Here is a 16838-nt window from a genome sequence, read left to right as displayed (position 1 = left end):
ACTAGAGACTACTTTGGCTTTAACCTTGGAAGGTTACGATAGTTCCGAGGTGATCATACAGTGAGTGAAAATATTATTCAAACGGCGAATTTATGGAAAACATACCGGGACCGTGCAGCGGTCCGTGAACTTGATCTGCATATTAAAAAGGGAGATATCTATGGCTTCCTCGGTCCCAACGGTGCCGGCAAAACAACAACGATTCGCATGCTTCTCGGCTTGATTAAACCAACCAAAGGCGTGATCCGTGTCTTCGACAAGGACATCCGCAAGGATCGCATGGATATTTTGCGCCGTGTGGGTTCCTTGGTCGAATATCCGTCCTATTACGGACATCTGAACGCAGTAGAGAATCTGGAAACTTTGCGCCGCATCATCAATGTACCAAAATCAAGAATTGCTGAAGTGCTGTCCATTGTAGATCTGACCAAGGATGCCAAACGTTCAGTGAAGGGGTATTCCCTTGGGATGAAGCAACGTCTGGGTATTGCCAGCGCTTTGCTGGGTGAACCAGAGCTGCTGATTCTGGACGAACCAACGAATGGGCTTGATCCGGCCGGTATTCAGGAGATTCGGGAACTGATCAAACGCATGCCGCTGGAACATGGCATTACCGTTCTGGTTTCCAGCCACTTGCTGAGTGAAGTCGAACAGATGGCAAGTCGTGTTGGTATTATCCGTGAAGGCAAGATGGTGCTTCAGGATACTATCGCAAGTCTGCATAGTCAGACGGGTAGCTCTATCCGGTTAACGGTTTCCGAGCCGGAAGAGGCTATGAAGCTGGCGAGAGAACAGGGACAATTTGGTCAGCAACAAGGTGCTGCATTAACGTTCCCTTATATGGATAACAGTTCAGTGGCACTGCTTGTACGCCGATTAATTGAGCAGGATCATGATGTGTATCGTGTAGAGGAACAGCGTCAGTCGCTGGAAGATCTGTTCATGCGGGTCATTGGCGAGGGGGCTTCCATATGACCGGGCGAGCATTATCGTCAGACTGGCTCAAGATTCGGGGGAAAGGGATCTGGTTTCTTGTCTTTCTGGCCCCTCTTGGATTGACAGCAATGCAGGCGCTTAATTTTGGCTTACGGCTAGACTATCTGAAAGAGCAATATGCAGATAACCTGTGGGGCGGATTGCTCGGCAATGTGGTTGTCTTTGTGCCCTTGTCTCTGATGCTGGGAGCAACCATTCTCAGCTCCATGATCGCTAATGTTGAGCATGAACAGGGATCTTGGAAACAGTTGCTCGCGATGCCCATTCCCAGATCAGCCGTGTATTTAGCCAAGTTCCTGCTTGCTTGTGTGCTACTGGTGATCTCCTGCCTGCTCTTAACCGCAGGCATTGTAGGTCTGGGTCTGATCCTCGGATTCCATGCCAGCGAAATACCTTGGACACATGCAATCAAGCTGGGGCTATTGCCTTTGGCTGGTGCACTTCCGGTGTTGTCACTGGAGTTGTGGCTCACGATGGTTAACAAAAATCAGGCGCTTCCCGTCACCCTGGGCATCTTTCTCGCGATAACGGGTATGTTCTCACTCAGTATCTCACCGAGCTTTCCGCTCGCATGGGCACAGATGGCCTGGAATGGGCCTAATCCATACCTGTATGCAGGCATGGGGGCAGGTCTAGGGTTATTAATCCTGTTGCTGGGTATGGTGCATTTTAGCCGGAAGGATGTGGCCTGATATGAGCTTTGCGACAACGTACTTCCGAATTTTGTCCGCTGAACGATTGAAAATGAGCAAATCGCCCATATGGCTCCTGATTCTGCTGAGTCCACTCATTGCGCTGCTCATCGGGCTGTTGTCCACGCCATCGGGAAATTGGCAGGTATTGATGACCACGATGGTTTTCCTGCACGGATTGTTATTGTTACCGATGCTGACTGGCGTGTTTACGTCCTTTGTCTGCCGTTTTGAACATGCAGGTGGAGGGTGGAAGCAGATGCTGGTTTTACCGCTCACACGTTCAGGTGTATATGCAGGTAAACTGACGATTGTACTCATGCTTCTGGCGGGTACACAAGTATTATTGCTGATGTCCATTCTGCTGGCAGGCATGTTTCACGGCATTACGATGCCAGTACCTTGGGGATTCTTGGTAGGCAAAATGCTGCTTGGCTTGCTGGCCTGTGTACCCCTGGCTGCCCTGCAGATGTTCGTTTCATTGGTGTGGAGCAGCTTTGCCGCACCGCTCGCACTGAATTTTGCACTGACCATACCGAATATTCTCATTGTAAACTCGGCGACATATGGGCCGTATTATCCATGGGCACAACCGATGATTCTGATGACACCCGTGGACGGCACAGGTTTCGGAGCCTACAATGTTCCACTGGTCACAATGCTGGCGGTTGTTGGAGGCAGTGCTGTTATTTTCATTGGAATCGGCATGATGTATTTTGCAAAAAAAGAAATCTGAATAATCCGTTACACCCTTGGTTATCGTAGATCAAAATCCTCTTTAAGCAAAACATGCAAACTCCATTGTATGTAGGCTTCAGGAGGATTTTTTCTAATGTCTGACCCACCCATCATGAATGGTTAGCTCGCTAACGAACCTGAGGAGTCTTAATCATGGATTTGAAGTGATCTCAGCAATCTAAGGAACCTGAGACATGTTATATCCAATGAAACAACCGTTGGAAGCGTATATGACAGGAGATTATGGGGATTAACGTGTCTGATGTTCCTTAAAATATAAAAAGAGCACATGGACGCTAAATAAGATGTCCTGGGTTCTTTAGAAAATCGTTTAGCCATCCGCCAGAATCAGCTGACGTGGAATTGAACTTCAAGCTTGTTAGAGGCTTAATTTGATCTTTGTATAAAATGTCTGCCTTTGCAGGCACCTCCTAAGTAAATCAAAATTCCAAGTATTACCTCACACATCACGTGAATTGAATCATAGATTACAAGCAAAATGAGACGAGAATCTGGTAAAATAAAAAAAGCTGTTTCTAGGCAGGCTTACATGGTTATTCGAGGGTAGGCCCATTTTTGTAAGGGATAATTAATCCCTGCTGTTAGATGAAGATATTGGCTGAGAAAAGAGGGGTAAGCCTTGGATATTAATAAAACGGAAACCCTGAAGCGCATTATTTCTGAGGGAAGTTCTTACCAATCACTGTTTTTTAACCATCCGGATGCCATTTATGTAATGGACATCCATGGAAACTATATTGATGCTAATCCCTCGGTAGAGCGGATATCTGGGTATACACTGGATGACTTGATTCGTATGAATCAGAGGGAGATCTGTCCTCCGGACAGTGAAAATTCACGTAAACAATACATTAAAGAGGTACTGGCTGGACGTTCAGTCAGTAATCCCATTACTTTTTATCATAAAGATGGATCCCTGAAACAGGCAGAGGTAACGTATGTGCCTATAACGGAGGAAAAAGAAGTTGTAGGAATCTATGGCATTGCCAAAGATGTTACCGATATCCTGGAAGTGCAACGTGAGCTTAAGGAGGCACAGGAGAAATATCAGGTGCTGGCTGACCATGCACAAGATCTGATTACAACTTGTGCTACGGATGGCGAGTTGTTATACGTTTCCCCTTCCGTGTACACCTTACTGGGTTATAAGCCGGAGGAAGTCATAGGAAATTCCTTCAAGGATTATTGTTATTCGGGAGATTATCCAGACCCTATGGATCTTTCCAAGATCGGCAATGGCTGCAAGATGCGTGTGTTGCACAAGAAGGGACATTATATCTGGATGGAGACATTGGCGAAACCTGTGGCTGGAGAGTCTGGAAAGAGTGTCCAGATTGTAAGCATCAGCAGGGATATTACCCAACATAAGGATGCGGACCGACGTCTTCGAGAAAGTCGTCAGCGATACAGATCGTTGTTCGAACATAACCCGGCAGCTGTGTATTCATTGAATCTGGAAGGTAAATACAGTGCAGTAAACAGCAAACTGGTGCAAATGTTGGATATTCCACGCAATAAGCTTATTGGCCAATCTTTTTTATCCAATCTGGATAAATGCGAAGTGCAACATGGCAAACATTATTTTGACATGGTGAAGCAAGGCGAACCGCAATATTATGAGACCCGAGTTGTCAATTCAAGTGGTCGGAAGATTGAAGTATCTGTTACGAATGTGCCCATTATTGTGGATAAGGAAATGGTGGGCGTTTATGGGATCGTGTCCGATATTACCGAGCGCAAGGAATACACGGAACGGATTCAGGAGCTCAGCAAGCAACATGAGCTGATTCTCAACACGGTTACGGAAGGAATATTTGGTTTGGATGCGGATGGAATCACCATGTTTATGAATCCAGCAGCAGCTTCAATGTTCGGTTATGAGGCGAAAGAATTCATTGGCAAAAACTCACATCCCATCATCCATCACACCCGTGCAGACGGAAGTCATTTGCCACAAGAAGAATGCCCGATCCACATGACCGTGTTGGATGGACAGATACGTTCAATCAAGGAAGATGTGTTCTGGCGTAAAGATGGAAGCAGCTTTCTGGTGCAGTATCAGGTGACGCCGATTATTGAACAGGGACAGATTCAGGGCGCGGTGGTTGTATTTAATGATGTGACTGGCGAACGTGAAATTGTACGTGCCAAAGAGACAGCTGAGCTGGCAGCTCAGGCCAAGTCGGAATTTCTGTCGATGGTTAGCCATGAGATCAGGACACCGATGAACGGGATCGTGGGGATGACAGAATTGTTGATCGGTACCGATTTATCGGAAGAGCAGCGTGAATATGCCGAGATTATTCGAGACAGCGGCGATGCTCTGCTGAACATCCTTAATGATATTTTGGACTTCAGTAAGCTGGAATCCGGGAAAATGGCACTGGCTTATGAACCATTTGCATTACGTAAGATGCTGGAACAGGTTGCCGAACTGTTTAAACCGCGTGCAGATGAGAAACATCTGGAGATCAGATATCGTCTCAATCCAAGCATTCCTGAGTTCATGGTCGGTGACGCAATACGTATCCGGCAGATTCTGGTGAACTTGGTTGGCAATGCGCTCAAGTTCACAGATCAGGGAAGCATTGAGGTTGCCGTGGATATTATCAAGGGCAGAAAGCCTGAAGACAGCGTTCTTGATTTTGCGGTACAAGATACGGGAATTGGCATCCCGGCTGACAAGCTGGATCAGTTGTTTCAGTCCTTCTCTCAACTACACCCGGTGATTAACCGGAAGTATGGTGGTACCGGACTGGGACTGGTCATCTCCAAGCGACTCGTGGAGATCATGGGAGGCAGTATCAGTGTCGAGAGTATAGAAGGGGAAGGCTCAACCTTCCGGTTTGCTGTTCCTGCGGCGAGTGTAGATGCTTCAGCAGAACAGACAGCAAGTCAGTTCCATCATGATCGCACACGTCAAAGTGACAAGGTCGCCATGCGTATTCTGGTGGCGGAGGATCATCCGGTAAACCGGAAGATTTTGCGAGAATATCTGGAGAAGCTCGGATACCACGCAGATGTATGTACTAATGGTGTAGAGGCAATTGATGCCATCTCTCAGAATGCTTATGATATTGTCCTGATGGATATTCATATGCCTGTGATGGATGGACTGAAGGCGACAGACCTGTTACGCCGCCTAATTCCACAGGATCGCATACCTCCAATCATCGCAGTTACAGGCAATGCCAAACGTGAAGACAAGGAAGCTTGTCTGGAGATGGGTATGCGTGACTTCATTAGCAAACCGGTTATGCTGAGTGAGTTGAAGCGAGTGTTACAGCAATGGGGACCAAGGGACGAACCTCAACTTGCACCGAATTGAACAACTACTCAAATCAATTATGAAATTGATTCATCTGGCTGTGAAAAATAATAAACACAAACATGCCAATAAAACTCCTCGGATGGAGTGTTATTGGCATGTTTGTGTCGGCAGGCTTTTGAAGTTGAGCCGAAGCATACAAAGTGGAGTTGTATACGAATGGCTTATACCAATGTCAGACGATTGATGTTACCTGATAGGATTTCACAGGAATTGTTGAATTTCTCACGTTCCGTTGCATCCAGATTCAATTCGATAATCTCTTGAATACCATTGCCACCGATGATTGCAGGAACACCGACGCAGACGTTATGTTGCTCATACTCTCCATCCAGGATAGCTGATACGGCGATGATCTTGTGTTCGTCATTGAGGATGGAACGAGTGATATGCGCGAGGGCATTGCCGATTCCGAATTGGGTAGAACCTTTACGGGTAAAGATTTCCCAGCCGGCATCCTTTGTTTTGCGTGCAATATCCTCCAGATCCAGATGTTTGAAGCGCTCCTTGTGCTGATCCATGATGTGCATAATCGGTTTGCCACCGATGGTCACATGCGACCAGGCCACGAACTGGGATTCTCCATGCTCTCCGAGAGCATAACCATGCACACTGCGTGGATCGATGGAGAAGACTTCAGACAGCAGTGTTTTGAGTCGTGAAGAGTCAATGGACGTGCCTGTACCGATGACGTGTTCGCGCGGGAGGCCGGATAATTTCCATACCATATAAGTTACTATGTCAACCGGATTGGCAGCGACGACAAAAATCCCGTTAAATCCACTGTTCATGATCGGGACCACGATGTCTTTGGCAATCGACTCCGCTTCCTCCAGAATATCCAGCCGTGTCTGTCCTGGCTTGGGATTTGCCCCGGCAGTTAAGATAATAACATCCATATTGCCACAATCGGCGTACGTGCCTGCATATACCTTGGTTCGGTTATGTGTGAAGTCCATACAATGGGAAAAATCCAGTGCCTGTGCTACAGCACGGTCATACGTCCGGTCCACCATCATAATTTCCCTGCATATCGATTGATTAATCATGGAATACGCACAACTCGAACCGACAAGACCCGCCCCGATCACCGCTACTTTGCCTGATTTGCCTAACACTGCCGTTCAGCCCCCATTTAGGTTGATATTTATCCGTTACTCATGCGTCCTATGTTAAGTATAGTCCTTTATTTTATGCTGTAATCCACTTCTACGTTACATAAGATAACACATGAAAAAGCTGTGCAGCAATGATATCCGCTATCGCGGGAGCGTATTGGAGTAACGGAGTTAACAAAATTGACATGAATAATCCATAATCATAAGATTTGACGGCGTTTGCACCTGTGTCATTCGACATGACAGCATTCATGCTTGTTGTCGGATGGGGGGTTATTTGTGCGGATCATATACCTGACAAAACTTCTTAGGAATCCGCAGAAACAGAACAAAACCGCCAAAGGGATCTGCCGAGAAGCTGACGAATACATACGGACAAGCAAAAGATAAGCATACTTGATCCATGAGACAGGTTGCCCCGATCCGATGACGGTTCCATAAAGGAACGCTGAAGCCATAATGTTTTTATTCAAGAATCAATTTCATAACTCACTAAAGGTATTATGAAATTGATTCCCAAAAGACTTCATTCCGGGAGGGAATTAATGATGATTGAAGAAGCAGGAGCAACGACGGAAACGGCCAAGAGCCTGGGCATAGGTGCCAGTACTCTTCGTAAATATGCGGCGGCACTGGAAGAACAGGGATACCGGTTCGAACGGTCCGCCAACAAATCCAGACTATTCAAGTCCGACGACATCGAGTGCATTGAACGCCTGATGACTGAACTCAGAGAGCATAATCTACCCCTGGCTGATGCTGTGGTGACTGTATTGGCTCCAGAAGTACCTGTAGTTGTAGTAGAAGTAGATGTCCCGGTGATGGGAATTGAAGGTCTGTCAGAGACGGAATGTGCAGCGACAGTCATGTCATCTGTACTCCCTCAAGAACCTGAAATAATGGGTAATCTGAGATCCTATGAAGGTCTGGGGCAACTGGTAAGTGAGGTGACTTATGGTGCTGTAGAACAACAGCAGGATGATCGGGTACAGCTGCTGCAACAGCGGGTTGATGAACTGGAGCTGACCCTTCAGCATCTGGCTGATACACATATGGCGCTTCAGGAACAGATGGAAAAACAGCGTCTATGGATGAACGAGAAGCTGGAAGAGGAGCGGGATCGTGAACTCGTAACCAATCTGCGCAGTTTTCAGGGAAGAAAACGCAAACCCAAAGGAGTATCCCTACGTATGTTGTTTGGGTTCCTGCCCAAGAAGCATAAGGAAGCTTGAGCAACAGGCATTTACCCATCGTGATTTTGCATTATGGGCCTGATATAATAAGCTCCATACAACATGAAGACTGGCAACGAACTGCTCAGTATAGATAAAGACTGAGTGGATCAGGAAGCTGGCGTGGGAGGATCTGTGGAGCTGCGACGAAGTTGGCAAAGATTGCTCGGACTATGGACGGATCGTCCTCGGCGGGAAGGCACGACCATTGCTGAGCGTTATAAAATACAGGAATTGCTGGGTATGGGGAGCTATGGGCTGACATACCTGTGTACAGATGACCAGAACGGCAGGGAAGTGGCATTGAAGGAGTCCAAACCTAGCAAGGGCAGACTCTCTGCGCACCTGTTAGAGCGGGAGGCGGACGTGATGAGACGTCTGCATCATCCGGCGATCCCTGATCTATTGGATGTGTTCACATCCGGGAGACGAAGTTATATCGTTACCGAGTATATTCGTGGACAGACGCTGGAAGATTGTATATTTGAGCAGGGTCTTCGATATACGGAGCGGGAATGTCTGAAATTAGCAGGTCAACTGCTGGCTCCGGTGGCTCATGTGCATGAGCAGGGATATATTCATGGAGATGTGCGGATTCCCAATGTTATTTTACGTGGAGGGACGGTGCATCTGATTGACTTTGGCCTGGCGAGACGCTTGGGGGAGCCGTTGTTGCCGGAGCTAAAGCGACGTATGCGTGAAGTCCCTGAGCCTGAAGATGAGCCGGCTACACCGGATCATGATTTGCAGGATATCGGCCACTTTCTTCTCTTTATGCTGTATTCGGCTTATGAGCCAGAGAAGGGCCGTGAACCCGCCAGTTGGCAGGAGGAACTTAAGCTTACGCCGGAATTGCACCAGATGCTGGAGCGACTCCTTGGACTCCGGCCAAGTTATGAGGGTGGGGCTACAGAGTTACAGGCAGAGATCGAGAAAGTGTTGCTGAGATTACAATGAAATAGCTCTGTAGGCGGACCTATATTTGTTATCCGTGACCTCTTCGTATGATATCTATAGGGGTCTTTTTCCTTTTTGCTGATAAATGCAAAACGTATCAAAACAGTGGGTTGAATGATATAATGAATAACAATTATACGTTGAAGGAGGCGATTCATCATATGCTTAAAAAACTGGAAGGCGATCATGCCGAATTATTCAAAACATGGTTTCATAGCAAAAAAGACACCATTGTGGATATTGAAGGTAAGCATTATTTAATCAAGCCGCTGGAAAACGTGGTTCAGGAAGAAATAGAAAGTGATCTGGAGCTCAAAACTTTAATTATGCAAGCCAAAAAAGATATTTCTTCGGGTAGGGTCTACTCTACAGATGATATAATTGACGCAATTGAAAAAGGGAATTTATAGATGTTGATCCAGTGGACACCTTCAGCAAGACAGGCTCTCGCTCAAATCAGAAGTGTTCGTTTTACTCAGGAAAATTGATACATACTTATATAGAAACAATACAGGGGTGTTCTGCTGGCCGTAAGTATGGCTGGCGAACACCCCTTTACATATTCATTTATTGTAGGGTCCAATAAGCTGGTGTGATCATTGCTCTTTAAAAGCAGTCGTGGAAGCCGCTTAGCTGGAGCTGTATTTTCTGCTTTTGTAATACCCCGAGCCACTGCGGCTATCCCGGTATTTCACATCTGAAGAAGAATAGCGCTTGTATGAGCGCTTGCCTGAGGAACTGCTGTGACGTTTATATGAGCGCCTGTCGGAGGAGCTATGACGTTTGCGGTGAGATGAAGATTTGGAATCGATAAGTTTGCCGATAATCTTTTTGAACATGAGCTTTCACCCTTTCGACTTCAACTGTTTTAAGCATATACGCAGCTAAATCAGAAGGGGTTTCGATTTTTTCATGGATAATTGTATTCATTGGACAGGAGCTTGGCGTATAATAGGATGTTGCTGATCGCACGGAATTTTTTATTTTGAGTGTTTAGCGTTACAATAGAGGACAGGATAAGATTTTAACGGACAGGAGTAGTTGTTATGATTACAATAAAGACCAAAGAACAGATTGAATATATGAAAAAAGCCGGAGAAATTCTCGCCGCATGCCATAGAGAAATTGCAAAGATGATTCGTCCAGGCATTACGACACAGGAGATCGACCAGTTTGCAGAAGCTTTTATGAAGAAAAATGGCGCTACGCCGGAACAAAAGGGATATAACGGATACCAATATGCGACATGTGCGTCGGTTAATGATGTGATCTGTCACGGGTTTCCGGGAAAATATGCATTGAAAGACGGCGATATCGTTACAATCGACATGGTCGTTAATCTGAATGGCTGGCTGGCGGATTCGGCTTGGTCATATGCCGTAGGTGAAGTGACTCCGGAAGCACAACATCTGCTGGATGTAACGAAAAACTCTCTGTACAAAGGCATTGAACTTGCCGTGGTGGGCAACCGGATCGGAGATATCTCCAATGCGATTCAAGTGTATGCAGAAGGTGAAGGCCTATCGGTTGTGCGTGAGTTTATCGGACACGGCATTGGTGAGAAGATGCATGAGGAACCACAAGTCCCTCACTACGGTCCGCCTCATCGGGGTCCGCGTCTCAAGGAAGGCATGGTTATTACGATCGAACCGATGCTGAATATTGGTACGTTCCGAAGTAAGCTGGATTCAGATGGATGGACTGCTCGTACTTTGGATGGAAGTCTGTCTGCCCAGTATGAACATACGATTGCGATTACGGCGGATGGTCCAGTGATTTTGACAGCACAATAATAGCCAAAAGCAGCTACAATGTGACGATATTTGCATATTTCAAGGCGGCCCACGTTTGTGAACCGCCTGTTTCGGTTTAAACTATTAAGAAGTGATAACACAGAGCCAGTGGTAAGTGATCTCAGCTGACAAGGGTTAACCTTGCGTCCACTTGGCAACAAGGAGGTAATTTTGGTGTCTTTAAATAAACAGATCGTACTTGCTTCTCGTCCCGAAGGTGCCCCATCCAGAGAGAATTTCAACTTCATTGATGCACCTCTTCCTGAACCGGAAGCTGGGCAAGTCCTGGTACGTACATTATATTTGTCGGTTGATCCATACATGCGGGGCCGCATGAAAGATACAAAATCCTATGCTGCACCGTACGCGTTAAATGAAGTGATTAAGGGTGGAGCCATTGGACAGGTTGTGGAATCTTCGGAACCGAATCTGCGCAAAGGTGACCTCGTATCCGGTATGTGGGGCTGGCAACAATATGCCGCAGTGAATACGGCTGATCTTTCGCTAATTGATACCGAAGAAGCACCAATCACGGCTTACCTGGGTGCGCTGGGCCTGACGGGTCTGACGGCTTATTTTGGTATGGAGGACATCGGCAAACCGAAGGACGGCGAAACGGTTGTTGTATCGGGAGCAGCCGGAGCGGTAGGCATGATTGCAGGTCAGATTGGTAAAATTGTGGGAGCACGCGTGGTTGGTATTGCAGGCTCTGATGAGAAATGCGCTTATTTGAAAGAAAAGCTGGGCTTCGACGTGGTGTTGAACTACAAGAAGGAGCAGGATATGTCAGCGGCCATTGAACGGGCTTGCCCGGACGGCGTAGATGTCTACTTTGACAATGTTGGCGGTGACATCTCGGATGCAGTCTTGCGCCACATCAATCGGAATGCACGTATTCCGTTATGCGGTCAGATCTCGTCCTATAATCTGGAGAAGCCGGATATCGGGATGCGACCACAGACGTTGCTGTTAACAAATACAGCATTAATGAAAGGTTTCCTGCTGGGTGACTATACGAAATCCTTCAAGGAAGGCCGCGCCAAGTTGGCGAAATGGATCAAGGAAGGTCATATCCAGTATGAAGAAAACATTGTGGACGGGTTCGAACAGACGCCGGAAGCATTCCTGGGTCTCTTCTCGGGAGATAATCTGGGCAAGCAACTGGTTAAGGTTGCAGATCCTGAATAGATATTGAATGGTTTACATGTACAATTAGGTTGAAAACGAAAAGACACGTTCTGCACACCGAGGGTGCAGCAGAACGTGTCTTTTTTATCTGTAAATCTGTGCGTGGTCTATGTAGGGTGACTAGTGTTCGGCGACCAGCACTTCTTTGTAGTGTTTGTACATATATACACGCCAGCGTACAATCATGCCAAAAGCCAGCAGGAAGAACAATCCGCCTGTTTGCGGAATACTTACATATCGCTGAATGACTTCATGCAGGATCAGGCGTACGGCCAGCAATCCAAGCAAGATAAAAGCAAAGCTGCGAGAACGTGTGGCAAAAATTTCTTCACCTACTCGTTCAAACCGTGTACTGCGAATGAGGGGATAGGAGAAGAGGAACCAGCCCACCAGAAACGCAAAGAATGCCCAGAGTAGAGGAACATGTGTTGCCGGTACAACAAACATGAGAAATCCTGTGCTCATGCCGAGCGGAGGAATAAGGATTTTACGAATGGTCACCGGTCTGTGACTGGCTTTCATGCGGATGAAGATGGCAAGCAGTGCCATGACGAGCATGCCCACGGTTGCTCCGATTTGCAGGTAGTACGGACTGATTTGAGCCACGTAGAACTCCCTCTTTCTGGAATAATATGTTATCCGGAGATCCGGAACCCAATACGAATTGCCGGAATTTTCAGTTCCTATTATATCACAAACGCAGAAAGCCGATAGAAAGCTTAGTGTATCATATACCCGATATGTATTCACAGGGTGTATTTGAAAATTTTGTATTATTGTGCCCGTTGTAAGGCTGTTTATTCGATTAAGGGGAAATCATGCAATGATTGGACAACAATGGATGTATATCAAGCTTATCGGCTCACATCATAGAGGATGGCTTGCAGGTAATACAGATTGGTTAGTACATGTGGTCAGCCTCATATGTGCAAGTGTACTAGCTTTTTTGCTGGTTATCTACAGTTACATCTTATGGATGAAATATAGCAGTAGACGCAGGGAAAAGGTTAAGACGGTACTGATGCAGGAATTACTTTCCGAAGATTCAGTGTTACAGCAGTATCTGGGCCAAGGAGAAGTGAAAGCTGACTTACTGAACATGAGTGGAGATCAACAGAGTGTTTTGCAGCAGCTGTTATTGCAACGGCTTGCTCAAAGTCCGGAAGAGCACGAGACTCTGCGAATTCGTCTGTTATCCTGGCAAGTCTTTGGAAGTTCATACCGGTCGGTTCTGAAGACGGGAAAGTGGAGTGAACGGGTCAACACGTTGTTATATATTGAACAGTTTCATATGATAGAGCTTCTGCCCAGGTTAGAGGATATGCTGCGGGTTACTTCCTGTACGCCGCTTGAACGCTTCATCATATTGCGCATATATGCCAGAACCGGTTATTTCAGAATCGTGAAGGAATTGATGCGTGAGCAATATGTATGGTCCGATTCACAGTATCTGCAGATTCTGCTGTTGCTTACCGATTCATCCTGGACTCGTCTGAAGGATCATTTCAAGGATGTACCTTACCAGGTCCAGTCTAATATCGTCCATGCCATTCGTATTCGAGATGATCAGACGGAGGGTGCTGTTGTCCTACTGGAGAAGCTCATTCTTGGAGAGGATGCATTGCTCCGTACCCATGCGTATCAGGCATTGGCTCAAGTGAGCAGAGGTCGTGAAGATTTGCTGAAGGGGCTATTGCTGGTATGGAACGAATCTGGTGAGGAGAGGCAACGCTTTGAAAGACTAACAGTGACCCAGCTTATGGGTACTGTTCATGCGGATGCTTTTATTCCTAGACTGAAGGTAATGATGGGTGATCCTTCTTTTCAGATCCGACAGGAAGCGGCGAACTGTCTTGCCCGGTACGAGCAGGGACTTGAAGAACTCCGGGATACGGCTGTAAACCATCCGGATAGATATGCAAGGCAGATAGCGGAGGAAACGCTGGAAAGGATGCAGTATGGACGAAAGATGGATTGAGATGCTGCGGAGTTTTGTTTTGGCATGTTACGAGGGGATATTTATCTATCTGGTGTTAGCGATTGTGATGTGTAGTGTTCTGGTAGTTGCTGCCGCTCGCACAATGATCCGCCGGAGGGATCTGGACCCGCTGCAATATCATGAGATGCTGGATGAAGAACTGGCTCCTGCGGTATCCCTGCTTGTTCCGGTGCGGAATAGCGAGGATACGATCGTACAGCGAATCAGCTGTCTGCTGGATATTCAGTATGCACGTTATGAGGTTATTATCATTAATGATGGATCAGAGGACGAGACCATACGGCGTCTAAAAGAAACCTATGACCTGATGCCCATTCGGAGTAAAGTTCATTATTCGGGACTCGGCCAGAGGATAGCTCAGATTAAATGTGTCTACCAATCCAGATTACATCATCGTCTGGTTGTGATCGACAAGGCGTATGGGGGACGAATGGACTCCCTGAATGCAGGTTTGAATATCTCGCAATATCCTTATATCGCCTCTGTTGGACCCAGGACAGTTCTGGAACGAGATGCATTGGTGAAGATTATGAAACCCGTTATGGATGCTCTCCCAGGAGAAGAGGTCGTTGCTTGTAGTGGACGAGTAGATCTCATGGCCCCCAGAAATACGAATCAAACGGATTTAACCGACAACGGCGCAAGAAGGAGAGGCAGTACGTTGTATGTAATGCAGACCATTGAATACGTGCGTGCTTTTCTGATTAGCGGCGTGGGACTTGTTCGTTATAATATTAATGTGCTTTTATTTACGTCTGAAGTATTCGGTATATTCAAAAAGAACCGGGTGTTGGAAGTTGGAGGATACAAGCGCGATGACCAGGTCGCTCACATGGAACTGGTGATGCGGTTGCAGAAACATATGAAGCAGATTCGGAAACGTGGCCGTATTATATATATTCCCGATCCGATCTGCAGGGTAGAAGTACCCGGTACATGGCGTCAGCTGTGCAGACAGCGTATCGGTTGGCACATGCAGCTTGCAAGCAGTCTATGGACTCAGCGGAGCATGATCTTCAATCCGGCCTATGGCTGGATGGGGATGGTATCCATCCCTTATTTTATTTTGATCGAATTGTTGGGGCCTGTGTTGGAACTGGGAGCGATCGTGCTGTTCATTGCAGGCATAGGGCTACAGTGGGTGGATATTAACCTATGCATCATTCTCGTTCTGCTACTGACCCTCTATGGTTCCTTGTTGTCCGCAAGTGTGGTGATGTTCGAAATATGGTGTTCACGCAAGGCATATACGTCCCGAGAGGTGACACGTCTGCTGTTGTATGCATGTACGGAGACGTTCTGGTTCAGACCGCTGAATAACATATCCCGTATATATGGCATGTTGCAGGCTATGGGATTGCGGAAGGCAGAGGAAAAGGACAGCAGACATGGATTAGGGTAATCTAACGATCGATCCTGACAATACCTTGGAACAGAGCAAGGAGGAATACGCTTCATGAAAAAAAGTTACAGGCCAGCCACGATGTGGACGTTGGCTTGTTTTACAGTGGTATCGGTGGTGCTGGTTGTCCCATGGATTATGTGGCAATCCCAGGCCCCGGTTTCACTGAACATCATGATTATTGACAAGAGCAGACCGGACTTGTCCTATCAGGGGCACAAGGGGTTGGTTTGGCTTCTGAATCAACAGAAGATTGTACAGCACACAGGGGAATACTACTCGTATGAAGAGGATTATTACGGTTATGATCTTCAGAACGGGCTTCCACGGATGAAGCAACTGCTGCCTGATGAGGTGACAGATACAGATCTGATCTATCTGACGGCGAATCGGAGTAGTCTGTCTGCACAGAAGAGTGAAGGGAAACAAGGCGGAATCTATGAAGGATTAACGATATACGATGTGCAGAAAATCCGCGAGGCTGCGTATAAAGGTGTAACGATTGTCGCCGAATACAGTGCATTGGCAAATACGGCTTCGAAGATGACCAGGGAGCAACTGTATCCCATTTTGGGAGTGAACAGCAGTGGATGGCAAGGGAAATCGGTATCTAATCTGCAAAGTATAGAAGAAGTACCTCGCTGGGTTAGGGCGCACTATGAGCAGCAGGAGAAGAAGAAATGGTCTTATCACGGAGCGGGTATGCTGCTGATACATATGGATGGACAGGTCATGGTACTGGAGAAAGGTCCGGATGTGAAGACAGGCAATCTACAGATTGCATTTACACCGGAAGGCAGTGATTGGAGCGGCATAACCCAGGATATACATTATAGTGGCTGGTTCGATATCATTGTGCCGCAACAGAAGAACTCCATACTGGCCTGGTATAAGACGGATCTGACGGAGACAGGTGAGCAGAAGCTGGTGGATGCAGGAATTCCTGCGGAATTTGCTGCACTGGTCCGGTACGACGACTATAATCGGTCGTATTACATGGCAGGGTCCTTTGGAGAGATGAAGCATTATTCCTTCTGGCGCCGAATCCGTGGATGGGAGGTCGTCCGGTCCAAGCTTACGCCAGATCAAAAAGATATTCCGGACATGTTCTACTGGAAGGTGTATGTGCCCGTGATGAAGCATATTTTGAATGAAGTGCAGGATGGACGGCAGCAATGGCCATAGATAGGTTATCGAGAACCGTTTCGATGGAAAAAGGGAAGCCAAAGTCCATTCCACCTTGCGAGAGGAACGGGAGATGTACATATTAGAGAAGCGCGTAGATGTGAAAGGCAAAAGTGCGGTTGAGAGACAGGGCGTATCAAGTAAGGATCAGAATGCCAGGTGAAATGGGACTGGGACTGGGTAGATCGA

At 46.9% G+C, this 16838-nt stretch carries 14 protein-coding genes; 12 read left to right on the top strand and 2 right to left on the bottom strand.

Going from position 1 to position 16838, the window contains the following annotated elements; all coding sequences use genetic code 11:
• Positions 1-60 precede the first annotated feature (60 nt).
• From MHI01_RS16155 to MHI01_RS16140, 4 genes are all read left to right on the top strand, one after another.
• Positions 61-975: an ABC transporter ATP-binding protein gene (locus tag MHI01_RS16155; protein ID WP_047840345.1), complete on the top strand. Its 915-nt coding sequence runs from the start codon at positions 61-63 to the stop codon at positions 973-975.
• On the top strand, positions 972-1688 hold the full coding sequence (locus tag MHI01_RS16150; protein WP_340983612.1) for an ABC transporter permease: 717 nt from the start codon (positions 972-974) through the stop codon (positions 1686-1688). Before MHI01_RS16155 ends, MHI01_RS16150 begins: the two co-directional genes overlap by 4 nt.
• Position 1689: 1 nt before the next feature.
• Positions 1690-2424, top strand: coding sequence for an ABC transporter permease (locus MHI01_RS16145; RefSeq protein WP_340983611.1), 735 nt, complete (start codon positions 1690-1692; stop codon positions 2422-2424).
• Between the two features lie 642 nt (positions 2425-3066).
• On the top strand, positions 3067-5775 hold the full coding sequence (locus tag MHI01_RS16140) for a PAS domain-containing hybrid sensor histidine kinase/response regulator (protein WP_340983610.1): 2709 nt from the start codon (positions 3067-3069) through the stop codon (positions 5773-5775).
• Between the two features lie 164 nt (positions 5776-5939).
• Here the strand turns inward: MHI01_RS16140 and MHI01_RS16135 are convergent, their stop codons facing one another.
• Positions 5940-6893 (bottom strand): L-lactate dehydrogenase, encoded by a 954-nt coding sequence (locus MHI01_RS16135; protein WP_036607494.1) that lies wholly within the window; start codon positions 6891-6893, stop codon positions 5940-5942.
• A gap of 545 nt (positions 6894-7438) precedes the next feature.
• Between MHI01_RS16135 and MHI01_RS16130 the strand changes: the two genes are divergently transcribed.
• From MHI01_RS16130 to MHI01_RS16110, 5 genes are all read left to right on the top strand, one after another.
• A complete protein-coding gene (locus MHI01_RS16130) occupies positions 7439-8125 on the top strand; it encodes a hypothetical protein (RefSeq protein WP_340983609.1) in 687 nt (228 codons plus the stop codon).
• A gap of 105 nt (positions 8126-8230) precedes the next feature.
• Positions 8231-9082: a serine/threonine protein kinase gene (locus MHI01_RS16125; protein WP_253505338.1), complete on the top strand. Its 852-nt coding sequence runs from the start codon at positions 8231-8233 to the stop codon at positions 9080-9082.
• A 161-nt stretch (positions 9083-9243) separates the two neighbouring features.
• Positions 9244-9492 carry a hypothetical protein gene (locus MHI01_RS16120; protein ID WP_017690948.1) on the top strand — a complete coding sequence of 83 codons (249 nt, stop codon included), beginning with the start codon at positions 9244-9246 and terminating at the stop codon, positions 9490-9492.
• A gap of 636 nt (positions 9493-10128) precedes the next feature.
• Positions 10129-10875, top strand: a complete 747-nt coding sequence (gene map, locus MHI01_RS16115) for a type I methionyl aminopeptidase (RefSeq protein ID WP_036607489.1) — start codon at positions 10129-10131, stop codon at positions 10873-10875.
• A gap of 174 nt (positions 10876-11049) precedes the next feature.
• Entirely contained in the window at positions 11050-12063 is a 1014-nt protein-coding gene (locus MHI01_RS16110; RefSeq protein ID WP_340983608.1) for an NADP-dependent oxidoreductase, read from the top strand.
• A gap of 120 nt (positions 12064-12183) precedes the next feature.
• On the opposite strand, the gene MHI01_RS16105 is transcribed toward MHI01_RS16110, so the two are convergent.
• Positions 12184-12669: a CcdC family protein gene (locus MHI01_RS16105; RefSeq protein ID WP_036607484.1), complete on the bottom strand. Its 486-nt coding sequence runs from the start codon at positions 12667-12669 to the stop codon at positions 12184-12186.
• Between the two features lie 217 nt (positions 12670-12886).
• Between MHI01_RS16105 and MHI01_RS16100 the strand changes: the two genes are divergently transcribed.
• Genes MHI01_RS16100 through MHI01_RS16090 form a run of 3 tightly spaced genes read left to right on the top strand, consistent with a single transcriptional unit; the run spans position 12887 to position 16649 of the window.
• Complete coding sequence (locus tag MHI01_RS16100) at positions 12887-14041, top strand: HEAT repeat domain-containing protein (RefSeq protein ID WP_340901743.1); 1155 nt, start codon at positions 12887-12889, stop codon at positions 14039-14041.
• Positions 14022-15464 carry a glycosyltransferase family 2 protein gene (locus MHI01_RS16095; protein ID WP_339190075.1) on the top strand — a complete coding sequence of 481 codons (1443 nt, stop codon included), beginning with the start codon at positions 14022-14024 and terminating at the stop codon, positions 15462-15464. Before MHI01_RS16100 ends, MHI01_RS16095 begins: the two co-directional genes overlap by 20 nt.
• 54 nt (positions 15465-15518) lie before the next feature.
• The gene (locus MHI01_RS16090) at positions 15519-16649 is read left to right on the top strand and encodes a hypothetical protein (protein WP_340983606.1); all 1131 of its coding nucleotides are present in this window, start codon (positions 15519-15521) and stop codon (positions 16647-16649) included.
• Positions 16650-16838: the final 189 nt, after the last annotated feature.

Origin of the sequence: Paenibacillus sp. FSL M7-0656 (assembly GCF_038003225.1) — a bacterium.
In the GTDB taxonomy this organism is placed as follows: Bacteria; Bacillota; Bacilli; order Paenibacillales; family Paenibacillaceae; genus Paenibacillus; species Paenibacillus amylolyticus.
The sequence above is the reverse complement of the archived record's forward strand: the minus strand, read 5'-3'. Positions and strand labels throughout refer to the sequence as shown.

What these genes read in the sequence shown, in the direction of transcription:
- MHI01_RS16150 (WP_340983612.1), top strand. Translation starts at nt 972, where the DNA reads ATGACCGGGCGAGCATTATCGTCAGACTGGCTCAAGATTCGGGGGAAA.
- MHI01_RS16145 (WP_340983611.1), top strand. Translation starts at nt 1,690, where the DNA reads ATGAGCTTTGCGACAACGTACTTCCGAATTTTGTCCGCTGAACGATTG.
- MHI01_RS16130 (WP_340983609.1), top strand. Translation starts at nt 7,439, where the DNA reads ATGATGATTGAAGAAGCAGGAGCAACGACGGAAACGGCCAAGAGCCTG.
- MHI01_RS16120 (WP_017690948.1), top strand. Translation starts at nt 9,244, where the DNA reads ATGCTTAAAAAACTGGAAGGCGATCATGCCGAATTATTCAAAACATGG.
- map (WP_036607489.1), top strand. Translation starts at nt 10,129, where the DNA reads ATGATTACAATAAAGACCAAAGAACAGATTGAATATATGAAAAAAGCC.
- MHI01_RS16100 (WP_340901743.1), top strand. Translation starts at nt 12,887, where the DNA reads ATGATTGGACAACAATGGATGTATATCAAGCTTATCGGCTCACATCAT.
- MHI01_RS16095 (WP_339190075.1), top strand. Translation starts at nt 14,022, where the DNA reads ATGGACGAAAGATGGATTGAGATGCTGCGGAGTTTTGTTTTGGCATGT.
- MHI01_RS16090 (WP_340983606.1), top strand. Translation starts at nt 15,519, where the DNA reads ATGAAAAAAAGTTACAGGCCAGCCACGATGTGGACGTTGGCTTGTTTT.